Source organism: Paenibacillus sp. Soil724D2 (assembly GCF_001427935.1).
GTDB lineage: Bacteria > Bacillota > Bacilli > Paenibacillales > NBRC-103111 > Paenibacillus_E.
In genome coordinates this window covers 30,705-46,822 of the sequence record NZ_LMRY01000010.1, presented here as the reverse complement: position 1 = coordinate 46,822, position 16,118 = coordinate 30,705, and the positions used below count along the sequence as shown (strand labels likewise).

Here is a 16,118-nt window from a genome sequence, read left to right as displayed (position 1 = left end):
AAGCTCCTCCAATCGTATCTCTTGTTAAGTGTCAGGAAAACCTTCTTTTAACTTCTTCTAATATTCGATCAACGATGGAATCTGTATGTGTAGAACCTGTACTACTCATTCAGCCGTTGTACCTGGTCTATCCATTGCATAAACGATTGTACATAGCGCTGCAGATATTTGCGGGTCGTTTCATCTATGAGCTTGCGAGTATCTGAATCAACCTTATCCAAAACTTGAGATATATACATTTTTTGAGACGGCATAACATATGATTGGGTGGCATCCAACGCTTGCCTAATTTGCTGCTGCGACAGAATCGTTCCTTTTGCGCCAGGCGTTGCACCTATCACACCTGAAGGCTTATGAATTAGGACGGATGTTTTGGTTGGAGTCGATGCCCAGTCCAGTGCATTTTTCAGTACTCCCGGTATTCCTGAGTTATACTCAGGGCTAACGATGATGATGCCATCCGTCTTTTGAATCGCCTCACGATAATGCATAACTGGGTCTGGCCCTTCTCCATGATCCAAATCCGCGTTATACAAGGGAAGATTCTCAATCGATATGAATTCATATTTCGCTGAATCTACGAGTTCAGGGATCGTATTCGCAATCATTTGATTAAACGAATTTCCCCTTAAACTACCAACAATAATTCCTATTCTTTTCAAATCAGCCAACCTCCTCAAGAATTTAGAAGCCATTCTCATTCAATCATATAATATTTTCTTCATTTTGTGTGGAATGGCTTTAGTTTAACGGCCTGTTGACAAAAAAAGGCCCCTAAACCGGAAGCCTAACATTGGTGTTATTGAACAAACGTTATCCGTTAGCTTAAAATTTTCGCGTTTATTGATTGATGAGTTGAGGAAAAGAAACGGTTTTTGTTTGAATATCCAACATTCGAGTTCGTACATCGTTTTTAGAAACGAAAATAGCATCTCCATTTTCATCAAAGCAGTATGCAATTGGTATGGATACATCACTATCGCTGAATGAGCCGTCGGCGTGACTCGTACCAATAATCATAGATTTATATGTAACAGCAATCTTTTTTGCTTCATTTATCCATTCGTCGAACTGTTCCTCACTGAACATTCCTACACCGATTGGATGGACAATTAGGTCAATAGCAAGAGCATCTTCATTCTTCACTCCTTGTTTGACCAATTCATCACAAAGTATGTGTCCTATCTTTAGACCCTCTACCGACTTAAAAATCGTCTGGCTGTACTTAATCCGATCCAAAACGATATCACCAGAGCGGTTAATAATTATGGCTCTATCCTTTGGATTGTCGTTTAGCCTTCTATGTCCTCCAATTAATATCTTGTTATAATTCTTTGCTAAAATACATGCTTGTTCCACATTTTCATTCAAATAACCTTCTGGAAAGATTACAACATCAGCGAAAGGATTATTCCGCAGTTCGGTCTCAAGTTGAACTATGTTCTTCTCAAATTTTGGTTGGATGATTAGAAATTTCATATGAACCCCCTAAAATTATTACTACTTCAATATCCTTAAGAAAAATCCCTTTGATTATTCAACTAATCTGCCGTAGCGGAATAGGCCGCCGAGTGAATCACCGGCAACCTTGGTAGTAATTCCGTTTAGTTCAATGACACGTTGAATATATTCCAATCCGTCCATATTCGTCGTGCATTAAAATCCCGACTTCTTGCGCACCGGGTATAACATCGTAAAGTCGAATGTTTCGATTTCCGTATAGGGGATTGTGAGAGCGTTCAACGGTTCAAGTGGAACCGTCTCCATCCCAAATACTCCTTCGCGCCGATCGAGCTCATAATCGGGCGACTGCTCTAGCCACGCAAACATCGCATCATATACACGCCACATGTGTACCTCATTCCCGTATACGCGGGCGCTTACACAGAGCCCTCCGCATACCTCCAGAGTCTCAATGCCATCAGGTACATCTCCGAACTCGTGAACCGCCAGCCCGACCCAGAGCGTATCGACTTGCTTGCTCCACTGCTCCTGTGGAATGAACACATACGCAGAGGGCCCATCAGTTAATCTCGCATCCTCAAGGGGGACCTGCGCTGTAAGCGTGCTCCACGCAACCCGCGTCCCGCTCTTGTCAGGTGTCATCCCTGTCCGTACTGCCAATGCTTTGATCGGCGCCACCTCAACTAACTCAACAGCTATCGACTTCTGCAAAATACCCTCTCCTCTCTTACGATTATCCATGATGAAGACATCCTGTTAATATATTTCGCAATTTTCCAGAAAAAACCTTTTTTATGAATAAGATTAGGCTATCCTGCCCATTCACAACAGGCCACCGAGTTTATCACCGGCAGATTAATTTGTCGCTGCATCTCCTGTAACAATATCTTTGGTACTTAATTTTTCTTTTTTTAAATGTTCAAGAAATACGAAAATGGTTATTTTAATACAAAAAGAGGAGTTGCTGCTAAGCAACTCCTCCGGATATACGCGACTTTTGTCGTTATATCTAGGCTTAAAAGGTAAATACGTGATTGCCAATAGTAATCTTGGCAGTTCTTTTTTTGCTCCAAGATGCCTGGGCAATATCAGGATTATAAAAATATAGTGCCCCAGTTGTTGGATCCAAACCGTTCAAAGCGGCCATTGCCGCGCGGTAGGCTGACGAATTTGGTTTAAGGTTAAACTGGCCATCTTCAACGGCTGAAAATTGACCTGGCTGATGAATAACCTCAGTGATGGAATCAGGAAATTTCTCGGACTGAACTCGATTAAGAACGACAGCCCCCACAGCTACTTGTCCTAAAAAGGACTCCCCTCGAGCTTCGGAATGAATGATTCGCGCCATTTCGTCCAGAACCGACTGTTTGGGTGAAATCGTTTTATTTAGTTTAGAAAGAGTTAGGGAATCGGCTTCACCATCAACTGACAAGCCATAACTGGCTTGAAATTTCTTTACCGCATTCTTAGTTTGGATACCGTAATAACCGGTAATTCCTGTTTTAAAGTAACCCAGTGCGCTTAATCGTTCTTGTAAATCCAGTACTTGGTCACTTTGTGTGCCCTGACCTAACGATTGCGCACCGACCGGTGCGGCCATCCCCATTACACCAAGGGAACAGACGCAGATAAGAGCCTGTAGTTTCTTCTTCATGTTTCAAGATAACCTCCTCTTCCTTTTACGCGCCGCACAGGCAACGACATGCAGCATTACAAATTTAGGGGTGTTGATCCGACTCAAGATGTCGCCTTACACGCTCGAAAATAGGGAACAGCACCAGGCTGTCCCTATAAACTTCGGGAGAAATACCTGTTAAGGGTCGCAAATCAAAAAAAGGAGCTCTCCAAATAATTTGTGCCCCCTAAATGTAGCCATTAACTCTCGTACTGCGAAATAAACAAAATGGTTATTTTCTGAGCGTTGGAATGAGCCGATGATGCATTAACAACAAATTCAATCCATCAATTATGTCTGTGACGACTATTTTACTACTCATTAATGTCGCCGTTGCACAGCCTTCTTGCCCTATTACTGCGATTGAAAGATCGGCTTCACGAAACATTAGTTCATCGTTTACCCCGTTGCCCAAAACAACCACACCTGGTGAAATCGTACGAACAAATCTTCTTTTCTCCTCTCGTTGATCATCCTGACCGATAACATGCAGCTCTACGGGTAGTCCCTCACATTCTCTAGCGGCACTACCGTTACTATCAGCGGTTAATACATGGATCTTAAGTAATTTCTCTAATCCTAACAGCTTCTCCCTAACATTAGGTAAGATCAGTCCGTCTAAAGCAATCGTTCCATTAAAATCTAAAACGAGATGATTAATTAGTAGGTTTTCTTGCCCAGGAATAAGCAGATGCATAGCGTCTCACCTTTCGCTTTCTCATTTTTTCATTTTAAACTTATACATATCAGCAGAAAACAAGATGTAAGCCTTCAGCTATCAAGCAACTTCTCAGATAAATCTATTTTCCTATCCTCCTTCATGACAAGGCACCACCTGAATAATATCCTAATATGAATATACTTTTTTCGGATTCTTAAGATAATCTGCCAGTCAGCGGGGAAAAGACAGCCGCTTGATGTCGGCTGCCTTCACTTGGTGTTGTATTAAGCTATAGTTTCCCGGTATTCTTTTGCCTATTCTTTTTCAAACTAAGTGATCCCACAATAATAATAGCTAAACCAACACTTTTTTAATACCGCGCTCCTATATGGATAACTGGCTGCCCTTCTCCAGACGCAATATTTGCTTTTCGCCGATATCAGCCAAATTCCGGAACTCATTGATTGTTTCGCGCATTTTTGGCAGAGCCTCCTGTTTATAGGAACTAATCGAGTCCAGAGCAGAAATTACATCTGTAAATGCTTGTTTTAGAGTATCAACTGAAATGTTGGATTCAATCGATTTCTTATGAATTTCGGTTCCTTGTTCGTTCAGCATACGCGAAGTAGCAGTTATTAGATTGCTAGTTACTTGGTTCAAGAGCTCAACTTTTTTCAAAGCGATATTTTGATTGTACAGGGCGCTGGCAACCATTACAGATATCTTCAATGCGGAAATCGTTACGGTCTTTGAGCGATCTACAACCCGCATCATCTGCCTATTGTTCCGTATAACCAGTTCCATTGCCATAATGCCCTGTTGGTTTACAACCAACATCTCTTGCAAGTCCATAACCCTCTGCCTTAAAGGGAAAAGGATTTCCTCCGTAATAAACCGAATCTTTTCTGGATCTTCATTCCGTATCTTTGCCGTTTCGATTTGTACCTCAATGGATTCATCCATCAGTGCTCCAAGCTGAATTTCCTTTCTAAGTTTCTTGGATAATTCACGCAAGGATTGTTGTTCGAATTCCAGTGTGGTGTTGTCATTCTTGAGTGTGGACTTTCCCTTATCTAAAGAAACGATGATTTCTGCAATAATACCGTCTGCCTTTTCATATTTAAGGAAGTAGCTCCGAATAGGGCTGAAGAACTTACCAAGGATGCCGGTTTTGGCGAAATCAACAAGGCTTGGGTCCAAATCTTTGATTTGTGTGTGCAGGTCTGCTAATCCCTTGGCTACTTGCCCGCCATCTTCGCCAGCTTTTGAAAGATTACCGACCGACACTTGCAGTAACGCATTTTTAGAGGAAGACAATTTCATTGTATCTACACCGAATGTATCGATCGATTGTAGAATTTCCCTCCGTTTGTCGAGCGAATCAAGTTCCAATGACATGATCGTAGCTACATTAGAGTCAGCAATCTCTTTCAACTTGGCAATTTCCTCGGGAACCGGCTTAATCTCATGTTCGATCACTGCTTTAATTTCTTCAGGATTGGCTATTTCCAATGTGAATGACATGTGAATCCCCCCTCGATTTGAATTACATTTGGACGTTGAACAGGTTGCCGAGTTTATACACCACATCGTCAGTGTCTGCATTGATGCTTGCAGCTTCGTTGATACTAGAAATGCTTTCGAGGGCTTTGATGTTTGCGTTATAGCCAATCGTATAAATGGGGACTTTATAGATTTCGACTAATCCCTTTATGTCCTTGAGAGAATGCCCTTCGTTTGTCTCGCCATCGCTCAATACAAAAATGATTGGCTTCATGTTCGGATTAACAGCCAATTCGTCTTGAATCATCTTTAAGGCAACAATAATACCGTCAAAGGTTGACGTTCCACCACTCGCCTGGAGGCTATTGACCGCGCCGACGAACATGGATTGCTGATTTGTGTCGTACTTTGCGATCGGGAGTTTGATTGTTACACCACTGGAGTACGAAACCAAGCCGATGCTGTTGTCTTTGCCCAAGTATTTCTGCCCCTTGAATAAGGACTCCTTGAGTCGATTGAGCGGCGCCCCCGCCATGCTTCCCGAAACATCCGTTACAAATACCGCGACAATTGGTTTGGTGCCATTCTTCTTTTCTTTCCATACTTTTTGAGCAGAAGCTAGAAGGTTACCATCAACAGGTGCGAGTTCAGACTTGTAATCTTCGAGGCCGTTAAAGCCCTTTTCTTTCGCTGTTTTTTGGTATTTCTCTTGTGTTACGAATTCAGCAAATTTCTTTATTACATCGAGTTTATTCTGTGGCAGGTCCCCTAATGCATAGAGTGGGCTATCATGTCTAACACCAAATGGTGTGAACACATAGCTACCTTTAAGATCCGCCGCGTTGACATATGTCTGATACTCCAATACAAACCCGTCTAGAGCGCCAGACTTGGCAGCTTCACGCATTTGGATTGTTGTGGACGCGGTGAATGGTACATTGGATTGGAAATTCTCGAATCCTTTAACCGCTTTCTCCCCCAATATGTTGGAGCTGTCGAAGGTGTTCAGAGCAGTAACGAGAAAGTTCAGGCCAGTAGAGCTGGCGAATGGATCGGTATATCCCATTGCGAACTCGTTATTGGAAATTGCTTCTGTGATGGTTTTGATATTCACTGATCCGTACTTCTCTACCAGAGCATCATGTTTTGCCTTTGAAATGACGATCCCCGGTACGTTTCCTACTAAACGCTTCGTAATTAGCTGAGTCTTGATGCCATTTGCCTTTACGATTTCTCCCCATAACTCGTTGGATGGAGTGAATGCGTCAGGAATGTATTTATGGGATTTGATATAGTCCGTTGCAGTACCTGAAGCAATATTACGTATCTTCACGGAAGCTGGTTTGCCGTTTACTTCAATCTTGGCTTGATTGAACTCCGTTGCCACTTCGGTTAACCAACCATCAACGCCGGTTCCCGACTTTTCTGTAGAGGAGAAGATCTCAACAAAATTATCTGTTGTACTTCCCACTGTTATTGGAAACTTCGAGATATCCGGAAGCGTTTCAGCTACATCAACCGGATTAAGGTCTATCTGTCCCTTTAAAGGCTTATCCGTGGCAATAGATATATCGGAGTATAGTTCAGATAAACGTTCTCCAGCATTTTCAGCTGCAACTTGAACACTAGATTTCCCAAGATTTGCAGTCAGTTTCACACCTGCATACACAAGTCCGAATGCTAAAACAATGATAATACCCGATAGGAGGAACAAACCTCTCTTATTTTTCATCGAAGTCACCTCTTATTCCTTATAGTGTTTTGTTTGTTTTATCAACGAGTCTATTTCTTGCATGCACGGCATCTGCTCTATGTCAGCAAGTTCTAAACTGTCCAATCGTGAGATTTCCATTAAAAGTTTGTCTATTTTCAACAAAATTTCTTCGTTTGTACCGAGAGAATCTTTAACGAACGATAGGAACTCGTTATACACCATCATCTTTTCTGCGATGAGATCTGAAGGTAACCTCGACGATTCCTTGAGCATAACAATCTTGTACTCGTTCTCATCGAATACATGCATTCTGCCCAGTATGCTGCGAATGTTGAGATAGAACAAATTCTCGACTTCTTGCGCCACGGAAGTGAATTTCTTATAAGTGAGTTCATTAGGATCAAACCTTTGATTTAAAAGTCCTAACAGGGTCTCCATTCTTTTTCTAAGGCGCTCTAGCTGCCGAAGGGCTAGCCCAATATCGCTCTGCAATGTTTTGACTCCTTTATAATGAGTAAGGGCATCTATATATTCATTGTGAGTCCTGATTTCTTTCACTGGTTTCACTGACGGCAGCTTGAATATCAACATGTTGGTCGCGTACGATAGAGCGAGGATACTGGCAAAAATGATTGTCACACCTGAAGCAGTTTCAAGAGCACTACCGCCGATCTCTATCCCTATAATCCCAGGTGAAAGAACCGCGATATTAAAAACCACTACACATAAGATGATTACGATAAGTTTTAAATGATTTTTGCTTAGCAATTCTTACACCCCCCTCGTTTCGAATTACGATTAATTTGCTTCTCCCGCCTCGATTACTACCTATATATATATTAGCGTCATGTGCTCACATGATTATTTCGAACCGTTTTGTGCTGATTATCAACGGTATTCCATTCGGACTCATACCTTCAATAGTTACTGCAGATGTATCCTTGCACGCTGTAAGTTGACAAATATGTTTTGAAGGTCAAAAATCCAGCAAACTAACGGATTTGCTGGGTGTGAAATCCCTTGACATCAGAGTGCTTTATAGTATTATAAAAATAATCGAATATGTTGAATTTTCTTATCAAGAGTAGGTGGAGGGACTAGCCCGATGAAACCCGGCAACCGACAAACCTTTGTTAATCAAAGGAATGCACGGTGCTAATTCTTGCGGAAACGCTGTGCAAAGCGAATCTGGGAGATAAGAGTGAGGATATGACTTTGAGTTCTTATGACCTTTCTCTGATTCTAGAGAAGGTCATTTTTGCTTTCATGAACTAATTTAACTTGTTTAAAGGAGGGACAGGATGCCGTTCACGATTTCCGACAATTTTACGATGGATGAAACTGTTGAGTATCACCAGGATATTCATCCCCTTCGTATTGCATTGCTAAATTTGAAAAATTCGGCGATTGGTCTTGAATTCTTGCAGCAGTACAAGATTTCCCGAATAGAATGTTTTCGATTTGACAGTGAGCTTACAGAAAAGCTGCAACTTGGAGACAAGACAGATATTTGCGGGCTAATTGCTATTACCACAAATACAGGATCAGTTGGCTTAAGGGAATTTGCGATCCCTTGTAAAACCCTGAAATACGATTTGACTATGTGGGTTGCTCTTTTTCAGCGAATGAAAGGTCTGAACTTAGTGGAATGTATGAACTACACTCAACTAAACCAAGAGGCATGGGGACCCGTGAGATTAGAATTAATTGATTCGGCATTAATGGATCTATTTGGAAAAGTTGTACTGACATTAAATGACAACAAGGATAAAAGATATATCTGGGATCGAACATACTTATTTGACCATACGCAAGCGTACATCTCATTTTAAGAGAAACATAATCATTTCAACCAAAAATAAAATAAACCTTGATATATCAATCTATTGATTCCTCTAGGTTTATTCATAAGGTCTCATGGGGTCAAAAATTGGATTACTCCCTCCCTCCCGTTTTGTTTGACAATCATTCTGTATTTGAATAGTACAGTTTCACCTACGGTCTTATTCAATCGTCAGCTATAGACTGATGATAACCAAAAAAGACACCCAGAATGAGGTGTCTTTTTCCAATCCTTGTGGCCCTTTTATCCATGGTTATTGCACACAGGAAACATTCAATGTTCTTGAATGGTCAACGGATTCAATGAAATCGTATATCGTTTTCCTGTCACAGTTAGAAATTCACTCCTAATCAAAGCATCGATCTGAACGCTGCAAAGCCCTCCAAAATGAGAATAAATCTCTGCTTGAACAATTTCGCCCTTATTCCAACTTATGTTCACCTCGAATCCTCCGCGTGCCCTTAAGCCTTTAACGAAGCCTGTCGGCCAAGCATCAGGTAGAGCGGGAAGCAAGTGAAGGTAACCTTGATGGGATTGCAGCAGTAGTTCAGCTATTCCTGATGCTGCGGCAAAATTGCCATCAATTTGAAACGGGGGGTGAGCATCAAACAGATTCGCATAAATACCCCCAGTTTGGTAATTTTCCGTATCATCTTTAACGAGCCTTAGCAGATTGGTAAGAAGGCCTAGTGCCCGGTTTCCATCTCCAAATCGAGCCCATAATCCCACTTTCCAGCCGAGACTCCATCCCGTCCCCTCATCTCCGCGCCTATTCAGGGATTGCTGCGCTGCAGTATATAGCTCCGGTGTTGTATGCTGTGTCAACTGACGGCCAGGATAAACGCCGAATAAATGGGAGATGTGCCTGTGATGCTTATCTTCGTCCTCGAAATCCTGGGACCACTCCTGAAGCTGGCCATATTTGCCGATTTGCATCGGAAATAATCGACTTCGCGCATCGTCCAATTCTTGGCGGAAGTCAGCATCCATTTGCAAAATTTCTGATGCTTCCATACAATTCGTAAACAAATCCCAAATGATTGACAGATCCATGGTGGCTGCTACGCTAACGCCGGCTTTTCCTTCTGCGGTCACAAATTTGTGTTCTGGAGAAGTAGATGGCATGGTAATCAATCGGCCAGACCCATCATCTACCAACCAATCCAGGCAAAAAAGCGCTGCTTCTTTCATAATAGGATAAGCATAATTACGCAGGAAAGTGTCATCTTTGCCAAATGCATAGTGCTCCCATAAATGCTGTGTTGTCCACGGTCCCCCCATCGGCCATAAAGCCCAAACAGGATCACCTTGACCATAATCACCGACAGGTGAGGCTTGGCACCAAATATCCGTATTATGATGTGCCGTCCAGCCACGAGCCCCATAATGTACATCTGCCGTTTTCTTTCCATTCTGCGATAATCTTCCAATAAAACTGAGAAAAGGCTCATGGCATTCCGCAAGATTGCAGGTTTCTACCATCCAATAATTCATTTGTGCATTGATGTTAAGCGTATAGTTGCTGCTCCACGGCGGCCGTATTTCTTTATTCCAGATGCCCTGCAAATTAGCCGGTTGTGTGCCTGGACGAGAGCTAGCAATCATCAGATAACGGCCATAATGAAATAAGAGCTCTACCAGACCGGGATCCTTGGCCCCATATTCGGATATCCGCTCCTCCGTCGATAAATCGGCTGGCGCTATGGTTTCACCCAAGCTAAGCTCTACTCGATTAAATAGAGCTTGATGATCCTCAATGTGTTTGCGTCGCAGTGAATCATACGATTGCGCCTTCACCAACTCTAGCGCTCGGGTAACAAGAGGCTCAGGATTCTTCCCCTGCTTGCCGGGGGATTTGTTATAACCGTTAAAGCTTGTCTCTGCCACGAAATAGAGAGTGACTCCCGTAGCTCCAAGAATATGCATGCCGTCATGATCGACTTGCAGCTTACCGTCATCCAGCACTGCCCCAAGATGAGCTTCAAAACGTATTGCTTCTGCAGTTATAGGGTCACCGAATACAACCGGATTATCGGTAGCATAGTAATTCGGATCCACATGTTCAGGCGCAGTTCCCTTAAGCACAAGATCATTTCCAATTGTATCCGTACGGTAATGGAGCTGACTATCCAGCCTAGCATGCAGATTCAACATACCCGTTTTGCTTGCTTGCAAACGAAGCACAATGACTTGGTCCGGATGGGAAGCAAATATTTCCCTGCTGTATGTAACATTGCCAATCCGATACTCCACACGCGATATTCCTTCTTGAAGAGATAGGCTCCTGTGATATGATTGATAAAGATCTCCGTGATCAAACTTAAGGTGCAAGTCACCAAGTGGCATATAGGATTGTGTGTAAGGACCTAACATTTCCTTACTCAGTTTTTCTGCTTCTATGAATTTACCATCCATGAGAAGACGGCGGACTTCTGGAAGTACTTCTTTGGCTCTGGGATTGTTGCCGTCCTTTGGGGAGCCGGACCACAACGTGTCTTCATTGAATTGCAAATGTTCGTTCATCACCCCGCCAAATATCATGGCACCGAGTCGGCCATTACCAATGGGCAGCGCCTCTGTCCACTTTTCAGCTGCAGAGAAATATTGAATTTTCATTTTTCTACCTCCTCATATTATTGGATAAATATAGAAAATTTAACGACATTTCCCTTGTGCTAAATGCTCTAGTTGCCCCTCCTCTGATAGCGCTTTCTATATTTATACTATAGGATTCAATTTTCTAATAGATACACTTCGGAATTATACGTACATATTTCCGTTTTAAGGATATTTATGCTCTCATTTTTTATTGTCACAGCACCGACAACTATTCCAATATTAATTTTCCATCGAACTTTTTATAGTCTTTAAATACTCTTTGATGATGTTTTGCAAAAAGCTCACTTGAAGCTTCTGGTAAATTATCCAATGGGTAAAATTCAGCATCTACACTTTCATCTGTCTCTTTTTCAAGAGTACCCGACCACATATCCACCCGAAATAAATATTCAATCACATGATGCTCATTCCCCCAACGGTCGGTGAATGTTTGTGTTGTTGGAGAAGAATAAATAGCAATTAGTGTTGCCTGAAAAACATCAAGCCCTGTTTCTTCTTTGACCTCACGCTTCATTGCATCAAACACAGATTCATCTAGTTCAATCTACAAAATAATTTAATTTAGATGGAATCGTTCTAATATTGGTATCAAAAAAGTGCTTGCTTTGATTATTCAAAATGCTCTTCAGACAGCTCGATGATTTCGAGATGATTAAACTTTATTCTGATCTGTTCAACCAAAGATCTTACCCCAAATATTTCAGTAAACGTATGACTTCCGACTATCATATTCATTCCGACATATTGAGCATATTGTACCGAATACAATGTTTTTTCACCTGTTAAGTAGGCATCGCATCCCAATTTTAACGCGTCGAGGATATTGTTAGTTGAGTTTCCAGCTCCTGTAATAATGCCTACTTTGCTTATTCGTTTTTCAGAATTCTTCCATGACTTAACACTTTCTTTTAATACGTTTGTTACTCGTTCATTCAACGCTTCAAACGTTAATGGCTCTTTGAATATACCTACTCCGGGCATACTCCTACCTTCATTATGATAAGAAGTTTGAATAATTTGGTTAACCTTTAATGCTTGAAAAAGTGAATTACATGTACCAAAATCAGCATAATCAAGTGGTAGATGAACGAAATAATGACTGATTTGAAATTGCTTCAGTAGATTATGGCATTCTTCCTTCATCCCGAATACGAAATCCCAAGCATCATGATGCGTAACGATTAGATCGATCTTGTTTGCAGCAGCTTGACGTACGATATCTGGTGTAATATTCGTTGAAAAACCAATACGGTATATCATCTGAGGACCAAAATTGTAAAACGCATATTCTTCTCCTTCATCAAATGATGTCAATAAGTCACCGAAGAGTGAGTGAGTAGCTTCAATAAATTGATCACAGTGCATCTCAATTACACCACCAGTTCATTTATATATTAATTCTATACATACCACAACTTTACTTTTGCCGCTACGCAATCCTGCCCGTAACTTCAATGAAATCAAAAAGGAGCTGCTTCAAAGCAGCTCCTGAACTATTGTTTCTCATAAGTTGAATCCCTCTCCAATGACGGACGTGTAATTTAGGCTGACGAATTCAACATAGTGCCTACCACTTGCGAAGAGCGATGATAAAACAAGCCAGAGCAGCGATTGAAGTTATCGTCCGCACATGATTCCAGGGCATCCAACCGGCAAGATATTCTCTCCACACCCGGGTACCCTCGGAACTCCCTGAAGTCACAGAGGCTAAGGTATCGTTTAGCGGTACGTTAAATACGACTGTCACCAGAAATGTGCCGACGAGGATGAGCAGACTGCCTGTAAGTACATATGCTGCTCCAACCGTACCTAATTTGATGGATGAGGCTATTCCCAGGATGATGCTTAGAAAGGTTGTGCCCATGAAGACCAAGATAAATAACGATTGTAGGATAGTCGTATTGATGGACTGCATGGCAGTTATGCCTTGCTCCGCCGGAAGGCGAGCGAGCGAGGTCATTACGAATGCCGAGAAAGTGAAAAATATGCCAGCAAGCAAACCGGACCCCATTGCGGACGCAAAGGTTAAATAATAGAGCAGGCTATTCATGGTTATTCACCTCCAACTGCCTGTTACGGCAACATTCTTCCTTCGTTAGCGGGTACGATAAGATATCGGGTGTGATTGGAAATCGCGTCAATGATGGTATCCCAGTCTTCATGGTGAAGCTCATGACCTGTCCCCTCTAAGGAGAGTAAAACCGCTTTGGGAATAGCGCAGGCAAGAGCGACTCCATGTTCATAAGATATAATCGGATCCTCCGTACCGTGAATAACCAGAGCGGGGACGTCGATATCGCCTGTTCGTACCAAATAGGATTCTCCCCCCGTCACCATGCCGTGATTATTCATGCTCGCCATATTACGACTTCTTTTGACTTCTTCAGCAGCTAAATCATATATTCTTTTCTCATCAAACGGATGCTTCGAGCCTGCGAGAACTTTCCATTTGCCAACCGTAAAAGCAATGACCACCGCATCATTCGTCCAATCTATCGCCGCCGCATTAGAGAAATATTCCATCACCTTATCTTCATCGGTGGGAGGTCTGGGGCGAAATTCGATGTAGAGATTAGCGAAACGGTCAATACTCTTTCAGGATGTCTCAAAGCCAGGATTTGAGTCAGCATGCCGCCCATAGAAATACCTATAATATGGGCTTGGTCGATTCCAAAATGATCGAGGATATGGATAGCATCGTCAGTCATATCTTCAAAGGTGTATTCAGGATTGCCGGGTTCGTAGGTGACGGACCGACCGACATCACGATTATCGTAACGAATGATAAAGTGTCCTTTGGCGGCTAGGCGTTTACAGAAGTCTTCTTCCCACCAAACCATGGACGCTTGAGCTCCCATGATCAGTAATATAGCCGGGTGTTCCGGGTTGCCGAAGCTTTCTGCGCAAAGTTCGATTCCGTTAACTTTAAACAACTGTTCGCTCATTGCAAGATCTCTCCTTACTATTATAAAAATAAAAAAACACAGGCCGGCTGCCTGTGTTCAAGTAATCGATAAAAGAATGGAGTGATCGCGTTACGAATACCTCATCGACTAACGCAAATACATGTCAAAACACATACACATGTAACTTTACCTAAGTCGATCATCAAGTTGAAACGTAAGCGATCATCATTAAATTGGGTGCCGTGGAAGGCAGACCATTCTTCGATTACTATGCACACAATATAGCCAATAAGATTTACTCTTCTTACTGTGCAAAGATAGATCGAAAAATTAGTTTGCCACACGCAACCCTCCGTCCAAAATGAATTATTTGTATCTTAGCACAGGGTTTTGTTATCTGTCAAACATTGGTAAAAACATGTATTACATGTTGAATTGAACAGCTCGGACTTGCTTAAGTAGTTCATCATAGTCAAAACTGTAAGGAGTGGTAGTGTCGATTTCAACAACCGTACCACCGAGAGAAAGGGGCGTAAGATGTCCTTGTAAAAGCCGCTCTTTGTTTTGTTCTTCTTCAATCCATTCCTGATCATGATGACCGATATGTCGTTCTACGGTACTCATGCGTTTAAGGAAACGATCCAAGAGAACCTCCCCATCTGTCTTACACAATATTTGAAATGGCTGAAAATCGCTTGTAAGTTTCAGTTGGAGAAACTCAGCACTTCTTAGTTCAGGTCGACCAAAAAAACCCTCAATCACCAATGATTGGCCAACTTTTAATAATGAGTTTGCATAGGCATAGAGGAGGGTAAACGTTGAAGGTCCTATCAAAGGGGGACACCCGTTGTTTTGACAATCTAGAGCATCGAATAGCGTCTCATATATACCGTCTCTAGAGAACAATGGGAAACGCATTTCTGCAGCAAGCCGTTTTGCTAAGGTTGTCTTTCCGGTTCCAGGAAGCCCGTTCACAATAATCAACAGTGGTTTTACCAAAATAATCTCTCACATCCCTCTCGAAAGAATGCTGTTTTAAACAAAGAACAGACCGCTTCACTTTGCTTAATGATGAATGTTTAATGATACTGTCTTGTTATGTGTTCATTCCTATCTTTCATTAATTTGGAGAGTAGCACAATTTGTCCTGCATGATATCCGTAGTGTGCCGCAACCTGAACAAGAAGCTGGCTGATTACTCTCACTTCATAGGTTTCATCTTCTGAAGCGTTAACCCGAAGCATTCTATTCCAATCCTCCAAGTCATATCGGATTATGACTTCCCTTTTTAAATCCTCCTCGGACAAAGCCGATAATATACTTACCGATTCGGACCTTGTCTTCAAAAGAAGACCACTCAATTCATCCTTCGATATGCCACCTTCAGAATTAAATTCTCGAGTGCGTTCCCGAATGAACGGTTTGTTTCCGATTGCACTTATAAAATTCTGATACTCGTTTCCTGCTAAATGTAAGCAAAGGTTACCAATGCTGTTCATGGAATCCTTCATTTTTTTCCAAATTAAATCATCATCAAGTTGGTTTAAGCTCATTATGATTCGATCGAGCTGCTTGTTCATGTCTTCGAGTACGTTCTTTGTCAGTTCTAGCACGAGTATTCCCCCCTCTGCAATTTATATTATTAAAATGTACCAATCACTTTTTAAATAATTCGCTTAACTCAGATTGTTTCCCTTTAATTACACTTGGAAAAAGCAATTTACGGCATTGCA

The 16,118-nt window shown here is 41.9% G+C and carries 15 protein-coding genes, 1 pseudogene and 1 riboswitch; of the genes and pseudogenes, 1 reads left to right on the top strand and 15 read right to left on the bottom strand.

From position 1 onward, the window contains the following. Positions 1 to 101 precede the first annotated feature (101 nt). The 8 genes from ASG85_RS12110 to ASG85_RS12075 all read right to left on the bottom strand — a co-directional run bounded on the left by ASG85_RS12110 (position 102) and on the right by ASG85_RS12075 (position 7,785). Positions 102 to 662: an NADPH-dependent FMN reductase gene (locus ASG85_RS12110; protein WP_235550113.1), complete on the bottom strand. Its 561-nt coding sequence runs from the start codon at positions 660 to 662 to the stop codon at positions 102 to 104. Positions 663 to 840: 178 nt separating this feature from the next. Beyond that, positions 841 to 1,479: a hypothetical protein gene (locus ASG85_RS12105; RefSeq protein ID WP_060646356.1), complete on the bottom strand. Its 639-nt coding sequence runs from the start codon at positions 1,477 to 1,479 to the stop codon at positions 841 to 843. Between the two features lie 177 nt (positions 1,480 to 1,656). Then, positions 1,657 to 2,205, bottom strand: a complete 549-nt coding sequence (locus tag ASG85_RS12100; RefSeq protein ID WP_060646355.1) for a GyrI-like domain-containing protein — start codon at positions 2,203 to 2,205, stop codon at positions 1,657 to 1,659. A gap of 274 nt (positions 2,206 to 2,479) precedes the next feature. Next, entirely contained in the window at positions 2,480 to 3,118 is a 639-nt protein-coding gene (locus ASG85_RS12095; protein ID WP_082588064.1) for a cell wall hydrolase, read from the bottom strand. Between the two features lie 253 nt (positions 3,119 to 3,371). Continuing rightward, the gene (locus ASG85_RS12090; protein WP_060646354.1) at positions 3,372 to 3,836 is read right to left on the bottom strand and encodes an HAD family hydrolase; all 465 of its coding nucleotides are present in this window, start codon (positions 3,834 to 3,836) and stop codon (positions 3,372 to 3,374) included. A 348-nt stretch (positions 3,837 to 4,184) separates the two neighbouring features. Next, a complete protein-coding gene (locus ASG85_RS12085) occupies positions 4,185 to 5,324 on the bottom strand; it encodes a toxic anion resistance protein (protein ID WP_060646353.1) in 1,140 nt (379 codons plus the stop codon). 22 nt (positions 5,325 to 5,346) lie between these two features. After that, on the bottom strand, positions 5,347 to 7,035 hold the full coding sequence (locus ASG85_RS12080; RefSeq protein WP_060646352.1) for a vWA domain-containing protein: 1,689 nt from the start codon (positions 7,033 to 7,035) through the stop codon (positions 5,347 to 5,349). A gap of 12 nt (positions 7,036 to 7,047) precedes the next feature. Beyond that, positions 7,048 to 7,785, bottom strand: coding sequence for a hypothetical protein (locus tag ASG85_RS12075; protein ID WP_060646351.1), 738 nt, complete (start codon positions 7,783 to 7,785; stop codon positions 7,048 to 7,050). A gap of 304 nt (positions 7,786 to 8,089) precedes the next feature. Next, positions 8,090 to 8,219: riboswitch (SAM riboswitch) on the top strand. A 99-nt stretch (positions 8,220 to 8,318) separates the two neighbouring features. On the opposite strand from ASG85_RS12075, the gene ASG85_RS12070 reads away from it, so the two are divergent. Beyond that, entirely contained in the window at positions 8,319 to 8,849 is a 531-nt protein-coding gene (locus ASG85_RS12070; protein ID WP_057302293.1) for a hypothetical protein, read from the top strand. Between the two features lie 284 nt (positions 8,850 to 9,133). On the opposite strand, the gene ASG85_RS12065 is transcribed toward ASG85_RS12070, so the two are convergent. From ASG85_RS12065 to ASG85_RS12035, 7 genes and pseudogenes are all read right to left on the bottom strand, one after another. Then, the gene (locus ASG85_RS12065) at positions 9,134 to 11,476 is read right to left on the bottom strand and encodes a glycosyl hydrolase family 95 catalytic domain-containing protein (protein WP_060646350.1); all 2,343 of its coding nucleotides are present in this window, start codon (positions 11,474 to 11,476) and stop codon (positions 9,134 to 9,136) included. A gap of 211 nt (positions 11,477 to 11,687) precedes the next feature. Beyond that, positions 11,688 to 12,023: an NUDIX domain-containing protein gene (locus ASG85_RS12060; RefSeq protein WP_321166583.1), complete on the bottom strand. Its 336-nt coding sequence runs from the start codon at positions 12,021 to 12,023 to the stop codon at positions 11,688 to 11,690. Between the two features lie 65 nt (positions 12,024 to 12,088). Beyond that, entirely contained in the window at positions 12,089 to 12,844 is a 756-nt protein-coding gene (locus ASG85_RS12055) for a Nif3-like dinuclear metal center hexameric protein (RefSeq protein ID WP_057302922.1), read from the bottom strand. A 202-nt stretch (positions 12,845 to 13,046) separates the two neighbouring features. Continuing rightward, on the bottom strand, positions 13,047 to 13,529 hold the full coding sequence (locus tag ASG85_RS12050; RefSeq protein WP_057302921.1) for a DUF1772 domain-containing protein: 483 nt from the start codon (positions 13,527 to 13,529) through the stop codon (positions 13,047 to 13,049). Positions 13,530 to 13,552: 23 nt separating this feature from the next. Next, a pseudogene (locus ASG85_RS12045) lies at positions 13,553 to 14,424 on the bottom strand (alpha/beta fold hydrolase). 384 nt (positions 14,425 to 14,808) lie between these two features. Then, the gene (locus tag ASG85_RS12040; RefSeq protein WP_057302919.1) at positions 14,809 to 15,384 is read right to left on the bottom strand and encodes an AAA family ATPase; all 576 of its coding nucleotides are present in this window, start codon (positions 15,382 to 15,384) and stop codon (positions 14,809 to 14,811) included. 80 nt (positions 15,385 to 15,464) lie between these two features. Next, on the bottom strand, positions 15,465 to 15,998 hold the full coding sequence (locus ASG85_RS12035) for a DinB family protein (RefSeq protein ID WP_057302918.1): 534 nt from the start codon (positions 15,996 to 15,998) through the stop codon (positions 15,465 to 15,467). Positions 15,999 to 16,118 lie beyond the last annotated feature (120 nt).